Annotated in this window: 16 protein-coding genes; 2 read left to right on the top strand and 14 right to left on the bottom strand. The window is 41.8% G+C overall.

The genetic code is table 11. The features are described 5' to 3' along the window. Positions 1-91: 91 nt before the first annotated feature. Complete coding sequence (rpmB, locus tag WFH04_RS05545) at positions 92-280, top strand: 50S ribosomal protein L28 (RefSeq protein ID WP_336823070.1); 189 nt, start codon at positions 92-94, stop codon at positions 278-280. Between the two features lie 156 nt (positions 281-436). Here the strand turns inward: rpmB and spoVM are convergent, their stop codons facing one another. The 13 genes from spoVM to gmk all read right to left on the bottom strand — a co-directional run bounded on the left by spoVM (position 437) and on the right by gmk (position 13026). Next, positions 437-589, bottom strand: a complete 153-nt coding sequence (gene spoVM, locus WFH04_RS05540) for a stage V sporulation protein SpoVM (protein WP_336823069.1) — start codon at positions 587-589, stop codon at positions 437-439. Between the two features lie 13 nt (positions 590-602). Beyond that, positions 603-1262 (bottom strand): thiamine diphosphokinase, encoded by a 660-nt coding sequence (locus tag WFH04_RS05535; RefSeq protein ID WP_336823068.1) that lies wholly within the window; start codon positions 1260-1262, stop codon positions 603-605. Beyond that, positions 1262-1927, bottom strand: a complete 666-nt coding sequence (gene rpe / locus WFH04_RS05530) for a ribulose-phosphate 3-epimerase (protein ID WP_336823067.1) — start codon at positions 1925-1927, stop codon at positions 1262-1264. Before rpe ends, WFH04_RS05535 begins: the two co-directional genes overlap by 1 nt. Beyond that, complete coding sequence (gene rsgA / locus WFH04_RS05525; protein ID WP_336823066.1) at positions 1920-2813, bottom strand: ribosome small subunit-dependent GTPase A; 894 nt, start codon at positions 2811-2813, stop codon at positions 1920-1922. Before rsgA ends, rpe begins: the two co-directional genes overlap by 8 nt. A gap of 14 nt (positions 2814-2827) precedes the next feature. Continuing rightward, positions 2828-4816: a Stk1 family PASTA domain-containing Ser/Thr kinase gene (gene pknB / locus WFH04_RS05520; protein ID WP_336823089.1), complete on the bottom strand. Its 1989-nt coding sequence runs from the start codon at positions 4814-4816 to the stop codon at positions 2828-2830. Then, a complete protein-coding gene (locus WFH04_RS05515; protein WP_336823065.1) occupies positions 4810-5568 on the bottom strand; it encodes a Stp1/IreP family PP2C-type Ser/Thr phosphatase in 759 nt (252 codons plus the stop codon). Before WFH04_RS05515 ends, pknB begins: the two co-directional genes overlap by 7 nt. Before the next feature lie 30 nt (positions 5569-5598). Further along, entirely contained in the window at positions 5599-6957 is a 1359-nt protein-coding gene (gene rsmB, locus WFH04_RS05510; RefSeq protein WP_408020171.1) for a 16S rRNA (cytosine(967)-C(5))-methyltransferase RsmB, read from the bottom strand. Then, positions 6954-7895, bottom strand: a complete 942-nt coding sequence (gene fmt, locus WFH04_RS05505; protein WP_336823064.1) for a methionyl-tRNA formyltransferase — start codon at positions 7893-7895, stop codon at positions 6954-6956. Before fmt ends, rsmB begins: the two co-directional genes overlap by 4 nt. Then, positions 7892-8398 (bottom strand): peptide deformylase, encoded by a 507-nt coding sequence (def, locus tag WFH04_RS05500; RefSeq protein ID WP_336823063.1) that lies wholly within the window; start codon positions 8396-8398, stop codon positions 7892-7894. Before def ends, fmt begins: the two co-directional genes overlap by 4 nt. Positions 8399-8456: 58 nt before the next feature. Continuing rightward, entirely contained in the window at positions 8457-10877 is a 2421-nt protein-coding gene (gene priA, locus WFH04_RS05495; RefSeq protein ID WP_336823062.1) for a primosomal protein N', read from the bottom strand. Continuing rightward, entirely contained in the window at positions 10874-12085 is a 1212-nt protein-coding gene (coaBC, locus tag WFH04_RS05490; protein ID WP_336823087.1) for a bifunctional phosphopantothenoylcysteine decarboxylase/phosphopantothenate--cysteine ligase CoaBC, read from the bottom strand. The genes priA and coaBC overlap by 4 nt, the downstream gene beginning before the upstream one ends. 93 nt (positions 12086-12178) lie before the next feature. Then, positions 12179-12403: a DNA-directed RNA polymerase subunit omega gene (gene rpoZ, locus WFH04_RS05485; RefSeq protein ID WP_336823061.1), complete on the bottom strand. Its 225-nt coding sequence runs from the start codon at positions 12401-12403 to the stop codon at positions 12179-12181. Positions 12404-12408: 5 nt separating this feature from the next. Then, positions 12409-13026 carry a guanylate kinase gene (gene gmk, locus WFH04_RS05480; RefSeq protein ID WP_336823060.1) on the bottom strand — a complete coding sequence of 206 codons (618 nt, stop codon included), beginning with the start codon at positions 13024-13026 and terminating at the stop codon, positions 12409-12411. A gap of 122 nt (positions 13027-13148) precedes the next feature. Here gmk and WFH04_RS05475 point away from each other — a divergent pair, with 122 nt between their 5' ends. Beyond that, positions 13149-14840: an Rqc2 family fibronectin-binding protein gene (locus WFH04_RS05475; protein ID WP_336823059.1), complete on the top strand. Its 1692-nt coding sequence runs from the start codon at positions 13149-13151 to the stop codon at positions 14838-14840. A gap of 56 nt (positions 14841-14896) precedes the next feature. Here the strand turns inward: WFH04_RS05475 and WFH04_RS05470 are convergent, their stop codons facing one another. Beyond that, the gene (locus tag WFH04_RS05470; protein WP_336823058.1) at positions 14897-17152 is read right to left on the bottom strand and encodes an S-layer homology domain-containing protein; all 2256 of its coding nucleotides are present in this window, start codon (positions 17150-17152) and stop codon (positions 14897-14899) included. Positions 17153-17241 lie beyond the last annotated feature (89 nt).

The following is a 17241-nucleotide window of genomic DNA, read 5'->3' as shown; positions in this document are numbered from 1 at the left end:
GGTTGCAACACCTAAACTCGTGTGATAAAGTATTATGGTATGCGAATGATAAAGTGAATCGCTTAATCAACAATAGCGAGGAGGTCATAAAATGGCTAAACAATGTGTTATTACGGGTCGTAAAGCACGTTCCGGGAATGCCCGTTCACACGCAATGAATGCTAACAGACGTACTTGGGGTGCGAACCTCCAAAAAGTCCGTATTCTTGTTAACGGTAAACCGAAACGTGTATGGGTATCTGCAAGAGCGCTTAAATCAGGTAAAGTACAACGCGTATAACTTCCTGTTGGGCGTTCATTTAGGACGCCCGTTGCGCAAAACCACCGACCGTCCGAATGTATATGGCGTATTGAATAAACCTTGCCTGTCCAGTTTCAACCAGCGGACAGGCAAGGCTTTTATTTTTATAAAAGCAAAACGTCAGGCTGACGTTGATCAGCCTGACGTTTTATCTTTTTTTCTTTTGCGGTTCCGCTGACTGACAGCTGCTTGGCTGCTTTTAGGCTTCCCGTCCTTTTGGAAAACAACCATGCACTTGCGCACAAAACTACTGAGAAACTTCGGCATCGTAAATGTATAGACTCGCAATTCCCCGCTCCTTTCAGGAATCTGAACTCCTTACCATTAAGCATATGCCTTTGCGAAATGAGATAGTACAAACTTCTGCAATTGGTTCATTGCTTGTAAACATCGTCGCCCCGTTCTTCATCAATGCATTAACTGTCTCATATTTGAAACCCGTCAACGTTAAGTTCGTAACATCTTCTCCGAAAGGGAAAAACGAAATGTACGGAAATTGCACTTTCTTTTTTATTCTATGCACTCCTGGAAACAAAAATGAGAGCTCATTGAATCGGTTAATGATTCGAAACCGGATGCGTCCATGCATCGATTGCATTCTGTACATTAAATGGAGCGCAGACTGCATATGATCGAATCTCCCCGCAGAAACACCTGTAAGAATAATTTCATCAGGTTCATACGTTATAGCTTGTTTAATCGCAAGTTCTGTATCCGTTTCATCTTTCTCGGCCTGATAAGCACTCATCTGATTGACTGCAATATTTATAATTCGCAGTTCTTCTTCACTTACCGAATCAAAATCACCGACTGCTTCATGCGGAATGATTGATTGGTTCAATAAATGCAGCGCTCCGCGATCTGCACCGATAAAGACCGTTTCATCATTGATATACTCTATCAAATCGGGAATTTCTTCTGGCGGTCCTCCCGCACAAACTAATACAGTCTTTGCCAACATTATGCCAACACGCTTTCCCCGGATTTTTTTATATTCTGTAAAGCTTCTTTTCGATCCTTTGCATTATAAATTGCAGAGCCTGCAACGAATACGTTAGCGCCCGCTTCTACGCAAGGCTTGATCGTTTCTTCATTTACACCACCATCGATTTCAATATCAATCGACAAGCCGTTTTCTTTAAGATGTTCTGACAGTTGCTTCACTTTCGGCAATACTTGATGAATAAATTTTTGTCCGCCAAAGCCTGGATTAACTGTCATAAACAGAACTAAGTCTATGTCTTCCAACACATGATAGATCATTTCAACTGGTGTATGCGGATTTAACACAACGCCAGGCTTTACGCCATATGAACGAATCAATTGAATTGTTCTATGCAAATGCTTGCAAGCCTCAACATGTACAGTAATATAATCTGCACCCGCTTTAGCAAATTGTTCAATATAGGCATCTGGATTTTCGATCATTAAATGTACGTCCAACGGCAATTCCGTCACAGGACGTAAAGCTTCTACTACAACAGGCCCTAATGTAATATTTGGCACAAAATGGCCATCCATTACGTCAATATGAATCCAATCAGCTCCAGCTGCTTCGACTTCTTTCACTTCATCCGCCAATTTTGCAAAATCTGCAGACAGGATAGATGGTGCAATTTTAATCATTTTTCGGATACCTCGGCTTTCGGTCAATAATTTCTTTCAAAAACTGAACATAATGTTCATAGCGGTGAGGAAGAATTTCACCTGTTTCCACTTTCTCCTTCACGGCACATCCCGGTTCTTTCAAATGAAGGCATCCTCTAAACTTGCATTCATGTGCTGTTTCGGCCATTTCAATGAAAGTGTCTCGCAGCTCCTCTTTCTCTACATGATCGAAATCAAGAGAGCTAAATCCCGGCGTATCCGCGACAAGGCCGTCTCCTACTTCAATTAATTCAACATGCCTCGTCGTATGGCGTCCCCTCCCTAATGCTTCTGAAATTTCTCCAGTTTTCAAGCTTAGTTCAGGAATGAGCGTGTTTAACAAAGTTGATTTGCCAACGCCTGATTGACCAGCTAACACAGTCGTTTTACCAGCAAGAAATGGTTTCAGCTGTTCAGACAAAGATGAGTCATCTACGAACGTCTTTATAACATCATAGCCAATTTTTTGATAGTAGCTCATCATTCGATCAGATCGATGCAAATCTTCCTCTTCAGCAAGATCAATTTTCGTCAGGCAGATAATCGGACGAATACCGACCGACTCGATGACAGCAATGAATCTATCTAATAGATGTGCACTGAAATCTGGTTCCACTAAAGAGAAAACTAATAGTGCCTGATCGATATTAGCAATCGGCGGTCTAACTAATTCGTTTTTCCTGACATGTACTTCCGTAATGGTTGCATCATTATCACCATCCCTGGTATACGTTACATAATCGCCGACAAGAGGAGAGATACCGCGCTTTCTAAACACTCCTCTTCCTTTACACGGAATCCATGCCCCATCCTGTTTTACATAATAAAACCCGCTAAGCGCTTTTCTAATTTGTCCTTCCGGCATCCAATCCCTCTTTCTTAATCGCCATCTTCATAGTTGAAGGTATCTTCTTTATATACGGTTGAATCTCTCATGATTCGATAACCGCCGCGCTGGCCTTCTTCCAACTCGATCGTAATCCGTTTCACTGTATTTTCAGTAATCGTGAATTCCTCAACAGGATCCGTCATTGAATGGTTCTTATCTTGAATATAAATCCGAATGGTTTGCGGTTCATAGCTCGTCCAGCCTTCATCATCGATAACCGGTTCCGGTTCATACAAAATATCAATCGTCTTCACGACCATCTTCGTCGGCTTTTTCTCTTTGCCCTTTGAAAATACGACTTCCACTGTCGATCCTTTTTCAATTTCTGAATTTGGAGACGGGCTTTGTCGGATTACATTGCCTGCAGGCACCGAATCGTGGTATTCTTCCCCAGCACTTCTTATGTCGAATCCAGATGACTTTGCATAAGCGTCCACTTGGCTCTTCGTATAATTCGACAAATTGGCAAGTGTTTTCATTTCTTTTCCAATACTGATTGTGAACAGTAAATCCGTTTCTTCGGGTATTACTTCTGAGCCTTCCTCTGGATCTTGTTCCAAAATAGTTCCTTTCGGTTTATCCGAATACACACCTTTGGAATCAATTGACTTGAAGTATCTTGCTAAAGTAGCTGCGGTTGTATCAAAGTCACGGTCCGTATAATTATCCAATACCATTTTTTCTTTTCCTGTGCTGACATAGTAGGTGACGACCGAGCCTTTGTCCCGTTTTTTATCAGCTTCTGGACTTGTCCTAAATACTTTTCCAGCTTCGTACTCATCGGAAGGTTCTTCGACTTTCTCTACTTCAAAATCTCTTTCTTCAAGAAGATCAACTGCTTCGGCTTCATCCATGCCAATAACATCCGGTACAATCGCTTGTTTAGGGCCTAATAATGAAGGCAACAGTGCCATGAGTAGAATAGCAACTAACAGAAAGGCAAAGACGCCTACGATAATTGGCCATTTTTTTCGCTTCTTTTTTGTTTTTTTATCTTTCTTTCCTTTTTTGCTCTCTTCTTCCGGTTTCGGCAATATAGGATCCATAATCTTAGTCGTATCCGCACTTGAAGTGCTTTCAATCGGTTCTGTAATCGCAGGAATTATTCTCGTTCTATCATCATCGTACTGAATCGTAAATTTTTCTTCATGGGCTCTTTCGGGAGATAATACAGTCAATAAATCATCGTACATTTCATCCGCGGATTGATATCTGTCTGCTGCATTTTTCGCAGTCGCCTTTAAAATGACGTTTTCAACACTTTGAGGTATTTCCGGATATTTCAATCGGACGGATGGCGTTTCCTCCTGTAAATGCTTCAATGCAATGGCTACAGCAGTTTCCGCAGAAAACGGCAATTCTCCAGTTAATAGCTCATAAAAAACGATCCCCAATGAATAAATATCCGATTTTTTTGTAGCCATGCCTCCTCGTGCTTGTTCAGGAGATAAGTAATGAACCGTTCCGATTACAGAATTTGTTTTAGTATGGGCGGTAGCACTTAATGCCATTGCAATCCCAAAGTCCGTAATTTTTACGTTCCCTTCGTGATCCATCAATATATTTTGCGGTTTTACGTCTCGGTGGATAATTCCATTATGATGGGCATTTGCAATTGCTGACACCAATTGCCTCATAATTTTTGCAGCCTGGACGACAGGTATTGGACCATTCGTCTGGATGTACTTTTTCAATGTTTGTCCTTCAATATATTCCATTACTAAATAATGTAGTTCCTCGTCTTCACCAACATCAAAAATATTGACAATATGCGGATGTGTCAAGCTTGTAGCAGAAAGAGCTTCTCGCTGGAATCTGCGCTTTAAATCTTCTTCATTGGCGAAATCATAATCCAATACTTTAATCGCTACATCACGATCCAAAATGACGTCATGGGCAAGGTAAACTTTGGACATACCGCCTTCTCCGATGCCTCGAATAATCTCATAGCGGCCATCGATCCTTTTTCCGATCAAAATTCACTCACCTCCGTATCTGCAGGCCCAGCCAAGATAACGGAAATATTATCTTCTCCGCCAAGCTCATTCGCCATGTGAATCAGTTTGGCTGCCTTGCTTTTCAAACCATCTTCAGCCAAGATTACTTCCTTGATCATTTCATTATCCAATTTATTCGTTAGTCCATCTGTGCAAATTAATAAATACATGCCTTTTTTCAATTCAAACTTATGAAGATCCGGCCTAATTGTCTTTTCCGAACCTAAAGCTCGCATAATCCAATTTCTTTGAGGATGGCTTGCAGCCTCTTCTTCCGTAATTTCTCCGGAGTCTAATAGGGCGTTGACGAAGGAATGATCTTTTGTAATTTGAATGATCTGTTCTTTGTCAACCGTATAAACACGGCTGTCACCTATATGCAAAACGATCAGTTCATTTCCAAGCATTAAAGCGGCGTCTATCGTTGTGCCCATGCCTTTGAACTCTTCATCATTTTGTGCCGTCTCGAAAAGCGTCAAGTTTACATGGATAACGGACTCATACAGCCATTCTTCCCAATCTTCTTTCGTCTGGACAGTTTCCCCTTTCACGTTCGTGAATTCCTCACCAAGCATGCGTACTGCTGTCGAGCTTGCATAATCTCCTCCCCGATGGCCACCCATCCCATCGGCTATAACGGCTAAGATTGGCCCGTTCGGACGCGTATAGACCGCTGCACTGTCCTCATTGACCGTTCTCTTTCGCCCTATATCTGTCAGCACCTCAATTTGCAACGCTTGTACCCCCCTTTTCGTTTCTATCTATCATATGCCTTTCTTTTTTCGCAATGCAGCAATGAAAAACCCATCGCTTCCGAAATGATGCGGCATAATTTGCAATGGATTCGCTTTTATAGGCAATTGATCCTTCAGGTCACCTTCCTCTACTGGAAGCAACTCCATGTCCGGGTGCTTTTCAATGAACGTCTTCAATACACCTTCATTTTCTGCATATTCGATCGTACAAGTGCTGTAGACGATTATGCCGTCATTTTTAATGAGTCGATAAGCAGTATCAAGCAGTTCCAATTGAATGGATGAGAGGTTTTTCAGATCTTGCTCTGTTTTTGTATATTTGATCTCAGGCTTGCGGCGGATTACTCCCAAACCACTGCAAGGGGCGTCCAAAAGTATCCGGTCAAAGGAATTCGGAGGATATAATTCATCCAACTTACGGCTATCTCCGCTTTTCACGATGATTGATTGTAGCCCTAAACGTTCTGCATTGTCTTTGATCAAAGAAATTTTATGATCATGAAGGTCATGTGCATGGATTTCCCCTTCATCACCCATACGCTCAGCGATAAATGTCGTCTTGCCGCCTGGTGCAGCACACATATCTAAGACATTCATGCCTGGTTTGGCATTTAACGCAATGACTGGCAACATCGAGCTTTCATCTTGTATCGTTAATCGCCCTTGCCGAAACGCTTCTGAATTGACAACATTTCCAGCAGTCGATTGAATGCATTCTGGAACAACTTCGCTTTTATGAACAGTAAACCCTTCTGCCGTAAGCTCTTCGATAACGTCATCCACTGTCGCTTTTAAACGATTAACCCTAGCCGTCATTCGTGGTGGGTTATTATTTTCATGTGCCATTTGAATTGTTTCTTCCATGCCATATTGCTTAATCCACCGATCAATCAGCCATTTAGGGTGGCTCGTTTCAATGGAAATTCTTTCTGCGTCGTCTATAATTTCATTGACAGACCGTACTCCTTGGCGAAGGACTGATCTTAAAATGCCATTCACTGTCGAAGCAATTCCGGAATGCCCTCTTCTCTTTGCAATCTCGACCGCCTCATGGACAACTGCATGAGAAGGAATTTTAGATAAATAAACGATTTGATATAAGGAAAGTCTTAGTAATTCTCGCACCCATGGATCTAATTTTCCACGGACGAACGGCTCCAAATAATAATCCAATGTTAAACGATGCTGTAATGTACCGTACGTCAACTCCGTCAACAATCCGCGATCATTTGCAGGCAGTCCGTATTTTTGAATGGTACGGTTCAATAATAAGTTGCTGTACGCTTGGTTTTCATTTATCTCTAAAAGAATCGACAAAGCCGCGTCTCTTACGTTGCCATTCCAAGGTTTCTTTTTCATACGTGTCATTCGAAACGTTCTCCTTCACGCCATTTCGCCCCCACTCCATTCAAGAAAACATTTGCAGCCATTCGCTTTTTTCCAGCTGGCTGAAGTTCCGTGATGGCGATTGCAGTAGAATCGGCTGTTTTGACGATTATCTTGTCCTTTGCGAGTGAAACGATCGTTCCAGGCTCCGCATCCGTTGCATCATCGACCTTATGTGCTTGCCAAATTTTCACGTTCTCCCCTTGAAAGACAGAATATGCGCCCGGCCACGGGTACAATCCACGAATTTGGTTGAAAATCGCTTGCCCTTCTTTATTCCAATCGATTCGTTCTTGCTCACGTGTAATATTTCCAGCAAACGATACGATAGACTCATCTTGAGGAATCCTTTTATTCGTCTTTTCGAAAATGGATGGCAATGTTTCCTTTAGAAGTTCAGTGCCCGCTGCGGATAATTTTTCGAACATAGAACCCGTATGATCCTCTTCCGTAATCGGAACGACTACTTGTGAAATTATATCTCCCGCATCTAATTTTGGCACCATATACATGATTGTCACGCCGGTTTCAGCCTCTCCATCAATAATCGCTTGATGGATCGGCGCTCCGCCGCGGTATTTTGGAAGCAATGAGGCATGGACATTGATGCAACCTAATTCAGGAGCGTCCAATAATTCTTTCGGCAATATTTGTCCATAAGCAGCAGTGACGATCAAGTCTGGCTTCATCTCAATAATTTGAGCCATTTCTTCCGAGCCTTTCAATTTCTCAGGCTGTAAAACAGGTATATTTAGACGCAAAGCCTCTTCTTTGACCGGTGTCGGTGTTAATACTCGTTTTCTTCCTACCGGACGGTCAGGTTGAGTGACAACTGCAACCACGTTATACCCTTCATTATGCAGCATCGTCAAGACAGGAACTGAAAAATCAGGGGTTCCCATGAAAACAATTTGATTCATATCATTTCTCCCCCTTCCCCTTCATCCTCTGCAGGCTCCAATTCTGATGGGTCGACGATACGGCGGATTTTCGAATCAAACAGAACGCCATCTAAATGGTCAATCTCATGTAAAATCGCACGTGCCTCATAATCTTCGGCTTCTAATTCATATAAAGACCCATCGCGCTCCTGAGCTTCTACTCTTACAAAATATGGTCTTTCCACTTCCCCATACAATCCTGGAAAGCTAAGGCATCCTTCAATATCGATTTCCGATCCTCCAATCGCGGTGACAACAGGGTTGACCATTTCAATTACGTCATCACCCTCACCTAAATCTACGATAGCAACCCGAAGCAGTTCACCAACCTGCGGGGCTGCAATACCAACGCCATCTGCAGCGACCATCGTTTCATACATATCATCCAATAATTTACATAGCTTTTCATCAAAAACTTTTACTTCTTTGCATTTCTGCGTCAATAAAGGAGAAGGATTTTTTACAATTTCAAGTATAGCCAAGTCAATTCCTCTTTTCTCTGTTGCAAAATGTCTATGTTTGTCAGGCCACTAAATGCACCTAAAAAATATGGGAAGGATCTACATCAACAGTCATGAGCAGCCCTTCCTTCATCCAGCTCGTCCGGTAAATTTTAATGAGCTGTTGAAGCGTGTCAGTTAGCTTCGGCTCTTTTTTGTATTTTATCAAACATTGGTAACGATATCTATTGTTCACACGACTTATCGCAGCGGCGGCAGGGCCGATGATAAATGTCTCTTTCGAAAGATTTTCTTTCAAAAACCTTGTCCCTTTATCCGCATAGTCTGCCACCTTCAATAAGTCTTCATGGGAAAATTGAATAAGCGTTATATAATAAAAAGGCGGGTAACCATACTGTTTCCTCGCTGCCATCTCCAATTGGTAAAATGGTTCGTACTGCTGTGTCTTGGCTAAATAAATCGCATAATGTTCTGGAGTGTACGTTTGAATAAACACTTCTCCTAATAAATCGTGGCGCCCAGCGCGGCCGCTCACTTGCGTCATCAGTTGAAATGTCTTTTCAGCTGCCCTGAAATCGGCAAGATGCAAAGTTGTATCTGCCGCTAATACTCCAACTAAAGTGATATTCGGAAAATCCAATCCTTTAGCGATCATTTGCGTACCGAGCAAAATATCTGCCTGCCCTTCGCTGAATTGGCGGAGCAGCCTTTCATGGGATCCCTTTTGCCTTGTCGTATCGACATCCATCCTAAGTACTCTCGCTTCTGGAAAAAGCTTAGCAATTTCCTCTTCTGCCTTTTGCGTGCCAGTTCCAAAAAAACGGATATGCTCGCTATTGCATTCGGGGCATGTGAGAGGGACTGGTTCTTCGTGTCCGCAATAATGGCATTTCAATTGTTCGTTTGATCTATGGTATGTTAATGAGATGTCGCAATTCGGGCATTGAACGACAGTTCCACAATCACGGCACAGGACAAAAGAGGAGAATCCTCGTTTATTTAGAAAAAGGACGGTTTGCTCTTTTTTTTCAAGTCTTTCTCGGATTGCTTCTGCCAACTGGACGGAAAACATCGACCTGTTTCCTTCTTTTAATTCTTCTCTCATATCAACAATATTTACTGTAGGCATCGCTTGCTGCTTCGCTCTTTTTGTTAACGTCAACAATGTATATACGCCTTTTGAAGCTCTTGCATACGATTCAAGAGAAGGAGTTGCACTCCCTAATATAACGGGGCAATGTGCATAATGAGCGCGCCAAATTGCCACATCCCTTGCGTGATAGCGCGGTGTATCTTCTTGCTTATACGTAGATTCATGTTCTTCGTCCAAAACGATTAAACCTACATTAGTAAAAGGAGCGAATATTGCAGATCTTGCACCGACCACGACTTTTACTTCACCGCGATGAATTTTTCTCCATTCATCGTACTTCTCTCCAGCAGACAAGCCGCTATGCATCACTGCAACTAAGTCTCCAAATCGCTCCTTGAACCTTACCGTCATTTGAGGCGTCAATGAAATTTCTGGCACTAAGACAATCGCTTCTTTTCCTTTATCAAGCACATGTTTGATCGCACGCAAATAAATTTCTGTTTTGCCACTACCAGTGACTCCGTGTAAAAGAAATGTTTCAGGACTTTCTTCATCTGAAGCGTCTGTAATTTTGCGAAGGGCGATTGCCTGCTCGTCCGTCAATTCGATCGGGATCGGCGAGTCTTTTAGCCGGATTTCATCCGGTTCACGGTAAGCTTCCACATATGTTTCGACAGCAGCGCCTTTCTCAATAAGCGCTTTTAAAACAGGATTTTGAACGGCGGATTCGTTTAATAACTTTGCCGCCTCTACAGACTCTCCTGCATGTTCAAACATATAAGCAATCAATTCTGCTTGCTTCTTGGCATTGGCATGAATCGATTTCGAAACTTCCTCTAATGTTTGCAATTCTGCAATTGTAATCATGCGAACTTTCTTCACTTTTGTCTTCTGTGTAATGGTTGTGTCGACGGTTACAATTCCTTCAGCAGCATATTTCTTTAGTAGAGAAGCAAATGCCCCTCCGCCAGAGTCCATCACTTGTTTCAACGGGATTTGTCGCCGACTGCCAATAAAGGTAGCAAATGAACCGTTATCAATTCTCTCCGGATGAATGACAGTGACGATTTTTTCATATTTTGCCCGCATCGCTGCCGGTAGCATTACTTGCAAAGCATCGACTTCATAAGAAAGTGTTTCTTTCGCCAACCATTTGGAAAGTGAGAGCAATTCCTCGGAAAGAATTGGTTCAAGGTCAATCAATTCATGAATCGGCTTTAACTTCCTTTCATCGATATCACTTTCATCCTTCAAGCCGGTAATATAGCCTAAAACCTTCCTTGGACCGAAAGGCACCTTAACTCTTGATCCACATTCCACAACTGATTGCATGCTGTTTGGCACCGTGTAGTCAAATGGGCGATCAATTGGATAGGCTGATACATCAACAATGACTTCAGCAATCATTTATGTTCACTTTCCTCATTCATAATTGTTTCAAGGAGCAATAAAGATAGCTTATTTTTTTCCATCGGTTCAAACGGTTGTATCGTGCCATTTTTCGAAAGTAGCGTAACAACATTCTTGTCATTGCCAAACCCGCCGTTCGGATCTGTTACGTCGTTGACGATAATATAATCTAAGTTTTTGTTTTTCAACTTGGATTGACCATATCCTACTGCATCATTCGTTTCCGCGGCAAAACCGACTAATACTTGATTTTTTTTCATCTCACCTAATGTTTTCAAAATGTCCGTCGTTCGCTCTAACTCAATGGATGAATCGCCTTCCCGTTTCTTCATTTTTTGTGCATGCTGTTCTTTCGGACGGTAATCTGCCACAGCGGCAGATTTAATGACGATTGAAGCATCTTCATACTCAGATAAGACCGCATCCAACATCTCAGCAGCGCTTTCCACTTTGATCAACTGTACGCCTTCAGGCTTGTCCAATTCTACTGGACCAGATATTAATACGGTATAAGCGCCCAATGCTGCTGCCGCTTTTGCCATTGAATAGCCCATCTTGCCACTTGAAAAGTTCGAAATATATCTGACCGGGTCGATTCTCTCCCTAGTCGGCCCCGCAGTAACGACAACCTTCTTTCCTTTGAGCGGTAATGATTGCTGTTCATGCGCAAATCGCTTTCTCACCAATTCAACAATTTTTTCAGGCTCTTCCAATCGGCCTTTGCCGACATATCCACAAGCTAAATAACCTTCTGATGGTTCTATGAAACGGAATCCATCTTCCGATAACGTTTGAATATTTCGTTTCACTGCTTCATTGTCGTACATATGGACATTCATTGCAGGAGCGATCCACACTTCCGCCGTCGTCGCCAGCAACGTTGTCGTTACCATATCATCCGCTAACCCATTCGCCATTTTGCCGATGACATTGGCAGTTGCCGGAGCAACGATTACGAGGTCGGCCCAGTCGGCTAAGTCAATATGGGCAATGACTTTAGAATCTTTTTCATCGAATGTATCAAAAAAGACATCGTTTCGAGACATCACTTGAAAAGTAAGCGGTGTCACGAATTCCTTCGCAGATGAAGTCATGATTACTTTTACTTCCGCCCCTGCCTGAGTTAACTTGCTAACAAGCGCCACAGCTTTGTAAACTGCAATTCCACCTGTAACGCAGAGCAATATTTTTTTGTTCAACAACAGTATCATCCTTTCCAAAATGACAAACTCCCTAAGAAAATCTGCTTCTAAGGGAGTATCATTTGTTTCTCTATTCGCTTATTTCAAAGGCAGTCATTAAATTTCATCTTCATAAATAATTGATTCATCTTGATCTTGTTTCGTCAAAACGCCAGCTGCCACTTCTTCCAATGCCTTTCCGACATTTTTGTGAGATGTGTAAGACGATAGAAGATTGTTTTTCGTTTCTTGCATTTCTCGTGCACGTTTTGCTGCTAGTGTGACGAGTGTGTACTTCGAATCAATTTTGCTTTTTAATGAGTCTACAGATGGATATAACATTTGAATTATTCCCCTTCCAACATGAGTAAATAGCGTTTTTCAACACGTTCACGGCGGCAATGCTCCGCCGTTACGATCGCATTAATGCGGTCACACGCTTTGGATACTTCATCGTTTTCAACAACATAATCATATAAATTCATCATTTCAAGCTCTTCCCGTGCTTTTAACACCCTGTCCGCAATAACGTCAGCTTCTTCAGTACCGCGGCCGACCAATCGCGTCTGCAATTCCGAAAGACTTGGCGGTGCCAAGAAAATGAACAGTCCATCAGGCACTTTTTCCCGGACTTGTGCAGCGCCAACAACTTCAATTTCCAGGAAAACGTCCCTGCCTGCATCCAGTGTTTGATTGACATAATCAAGCGGAGTGCCATAGTAATTTCCGACGTACTCTGCGTATTCCAATAGCTTTCCTTCTTCGATCAGCTTTTCAAATTCCTGACGGGATTTGAAAAAATAATCGATGCCGTCTTGTTCGCCAGTCCGTGGACTTCTTGTCGTCATTGAAATCGAATATTCATAATTAGTGTCAGGCTGCTGAAAAAGTTCTTTTCTAACTGTTCCTTTGCCGACTCCAGACGGCCCGGACAAAACAATTAAAAGGCCTCGTTGTTTGTGCATGTAATCCCTCTTCTTATGTAATATCAAGTTTCCAATTATTTTAGCAGATAATCACTCATATTATAACATAACTGCTCCATAGAATGATAAAATGGAACAAAACGATTGAAAGAGGAATTATCATGGCATTTGACGGGTTATTTACAGCAGCAATGGTGGAAGAGCTGCAGCTTCTTGAGAATGGACGCATCTCAAAAATCCACCAGCCAAATACGCAAGAAATCGTCATAGTTGTGCGCGCAGGGGGAACGAATGGCAAACTCCTTATTTCTACCCATCCTTCCTATTCACGTGTACAGCTTACTGAAGAGACGATACCGAATCCGTCCGAGCCGCCGATGTTCTGCATGGTTTTACGGAAGCATCTTGAAGGCGGGACGATTCAGTCAATCCGGCAAGAAGGCAATGATCGAATCATCTCATTTGACATTCTGGCAAAAAACGAAATCGGAGACGACATGAACCGAAGATTGATCGTCGAAATAATGGGGCGCCATAGCAACTTGCTTTTAATTGATCCAGATCGAAACTTAATTATCGATAGTATGAAACATTTGCCCCCTTCCATAAACAGTTATAGAACAATTTTGCCGGGACAGCCCTATATACCTGCCCCTCCGCAAGATAAAACCGACCCTTTTAGGTTGAATGAGCAAGAATTTAATAGGCTGTTACCTTATTTTACTACTGCCAAGGACATCGTAAAACGGCTATCAGGTTTTTCCCCAATACATGGAGAAGAACTGCTATACCGTTTACAAAATCATCCTAACGAAAAAGCATATGATGTATTTAAAAAATTTCTATTAGCTTTTAAAGGCGGAGATCGTTTACCGAATATGTCTCAATCTGGCAAAAAAGAACTGTTTTCAGCAGCAGAGTTAACATATGCTGACCGCGTGCTCGCGACTTTTAATACATTAGGAGAATTATTGGATAAGGTATATTTTGCCAAAGCGGAACGCGAACGAGTCAAATCGCAAGCTGCCGACCTTGAGCGCTGGCTTGATAATGAAATTGCAAAATTGAAGTTAAAGACGGAAAAGTTGGAGAAAGAACGGAAAGCTGCAAGTAAATTAGACACTTTCCAGCTCTATGGTGAATTGTTAACAGCAAATAGTTATGCCATTAAAAAAGGCGACTTAGAAGCGACAGTCGACAATTATTATGAAGAAGGATCTACAGTGACCATCCCTCTTGATCCGCGAAAATCTCCCATAGAAAATGCACAACGCTATTACTCCCGCTATACAAAAGCGAAAAATGCATTAGTCATGATTGCGGAACAATTGGAAAAAGCAGCAGATGATATTCAGTATTTTGAAATGGTAAAACAACAAGTGATGCAAGCATCCCCAGAAGATATAGATGAAATAAGGGATGAGCTTTCAGAATTAGGATTCATGCGCGTTCGGAAGGGCAAGAAGAAGAAAAAGCCAAAAAAACCTTCCCCAGAAGCGTACGTTTCTTCTACTGGTATTCCAATTTCAGTAGGAAAAAATAATAAACAAAATGATTATGTCACTTTTAAAACAGCTGCACGGGATCATATATGGCTTCATACGAAAGACATCCCAGGCTCTCACGTAGTCATCCATCAAGCAAATCCCGATAAACAAACGATTGAAGAAGCAGCTATTCTTTCAGCCTACTTCAGCAAAGCGAGAGGATCCGCTTCTGTTCCTGTCGACTACACCGAAATACGTCACGTAAAAAAGCCGAACGGTGCGAAACCTGGATTCGTCATTTACTTCGAGCAAAAAACATTGTTTGTTACACCCGATGAAGACGTTGTAAGGAAATTAAGAAAATAAACGAAAAAATAAACTGGTGAAGAAACGTTTATAAGTTTCTTCACCAGTTTTTATAGTTATAGCGCGTCTGTTCGTTCCTCTCCTTCTGGCAAATACTTAAGTAGGCCGATCTCCTCCAAGCCTTTTTTTATCTTTGTCGTATATCCCAATTGTTCATCGGATAAATAAGCAGCCTTCGACTCGATCATTTCCTCTAACACCGGTAAGAAAGTTTTATCGATATCCGACCAAAGCTTATATGAGTTGATTAAGTCCTCTAATGTCAAATGCTTATAATCATCGCCTTTAAAGTCAAGATCCGGTGATATGCGGTACCAAATATCGTTATTATTACGCAGCCAGTCTTCTTTTTGAATAGCGATCGCTTTTTGGATGGAGCGTGCCGTTTCCAAATACTTCTCATCATCGAACTCATTGTAAGCCATAAGCAAAATATTCATGCCACCAAGCACATGGTTCATGGAAGCATGGGTTGGCACATCTTGTATGATCGGAAAATAATCGGAAATATAGTAAGCATCCTCTCCTACGACAATGACATGCCCTTCCTCTTTTTGAGAAGCTAACAAGTCGGCATAATTACGCAAAGGCTCTTGATAATCCTCAATGCCGAATACATCACCGCTTCGGTAATAAAATAGTGCGATCTGCTCATTGAATCTCGTATCGATAAATGGTGCAGTAATGCCGTATAAATCTTTTAAATAGGTGCTCGTCACTTCCGTTTCCCAATAAGGCTTGTCACCTCGGAAATTTTGCAAATTAACAAAGCTATTATAAATCAAGTTTTCAAAATATCTATCCTGCTGCTGGTGATATAGCTCCATAGCCCGATCTTCTTTTAATAACAATAGATTTCGGCCATACCCTTGACCGTTTTCCGGCAACGGCTCTGTCGTTGTCGCCATTTTATTAAATGGGCCTAAAGCTGTATACCAGCTGTTACGCTTCTTATAATATTTGGCGCTTTCCAACATCCAATTCTCTCGATGATCGTCATTTTCAAATAGCAAGTTTTCCGAGTTCAAATACCATTGATCAACAATATCATTGCCATTCGAAAGCAGCGTATGAACAGACATAAAAGTGGACCCGATCTTTGTAAATGATAAAGCTTCCTCTTCTTTCAGCAGTTCACGCATTTGGCTGCGCCCGCCACGGTCATAGTCCATAGACAATTGACGTGATCTGTACGCTTGGCCGACCATCCTTTCCTGTACGGTTCCGTCCTCATTAATGAAACGTAAAACGCCTGTTGGATAGGATGTCCTATCTGCATTGAACACATCATCACTATTTCTTTTAATTTGATTTCGATCAAATCGGTAAAACGCGTATGAATCTACAAAGTTTTCTTTTTGCAGCACGTCTACTTGCAGTTCACTTGCGGAAGGATTTTCAAGCTTGGAAAACAAGAAATAATCTCCATTATCGAAAGAGCGTACCGTTAATTCAATAGCAGCCCCTTTCTCGCCGACCGAATATGTGTAAATATTATCTCGTGAATATCCATAATCAATCCGTTCATGATGATCAAATACAATTTGATCTGTAGATCTCAAGTAAATTGGATGCTCATCAAAGGAAACCTTCAGTAAATAAACTGTCGCTTCAACCGGCTTGAATGTTGTTGAATAGTCAGCGTCCGATAGTATATAATTCTTGAAACTGTCAAGCGTGCCATTTTCCATTAATATTTGATGTACTATGAACGCAAAAGTTGCACGATCGACAGGCAGTTGATCTTCAACAAAAACTTGAACAGATGTCGGCAATTTACTTAACTTTGCCGGAGCCAAAATATCCTTGTATAAAGGACCAATATTTACAAGATCCTCTTTTGTTAAGTGGACATTGAAGGCTTTACTAAGCGCTGATGACATTTTCGCTATCGTAAGTGGCTCATCTGCTCCAAAAACCCGATCAGACTTAGCGGCGAATATACCTTCTGCGATTGTAGCGCGAACAGCATTCTTTAATTGTTCATCCTCGTCATCAATATCATCAAATGAAATTTCGTTGCTTGCTTTCGGCAAACTTAACGCCAAATAAAACACCTTAGCTGCTTCCCCAACAGTTATCGGTGCTGCTGGCCTGAATTGCAAATCACGGTAACCATCCATCAAACCATTTTCTACGAGCCGCATGATTTCATTTTTAGCCCAATATGTTTGGTCAATATCCGTAAACTTCACTTCTGTTTGGACAATTTCCCTTTTTGCACGATCCGCGTCGGCGAAAACGTGTAAATTTCCAAAAAACAAATTCGCAAACAAAACAGATGCAAAAAGAAACGATGCTGTTTTTTTCACTTTTGTCTCACCAGCCCATTTAATTTCTGTTTCTCATTATATCATCCAATAGGGAATGTTTCGATCTGTATCGATTTTTCGAAGATTGA

It is taken from the genome of Sporosarcina sp. USHLN248 (genome assembly GCF_037144575.1).
Classification (GTDB): Bacteria; Bacillota; Bacilli; order Bacillales_A; family Planococcaceae; genus Sporosarcina; species Sporosarcina contaminans.
Note: the sequence above shows the minus strand (reverse complement) of the source record. Positions and strands in the feature narration are given on the sequence as shown.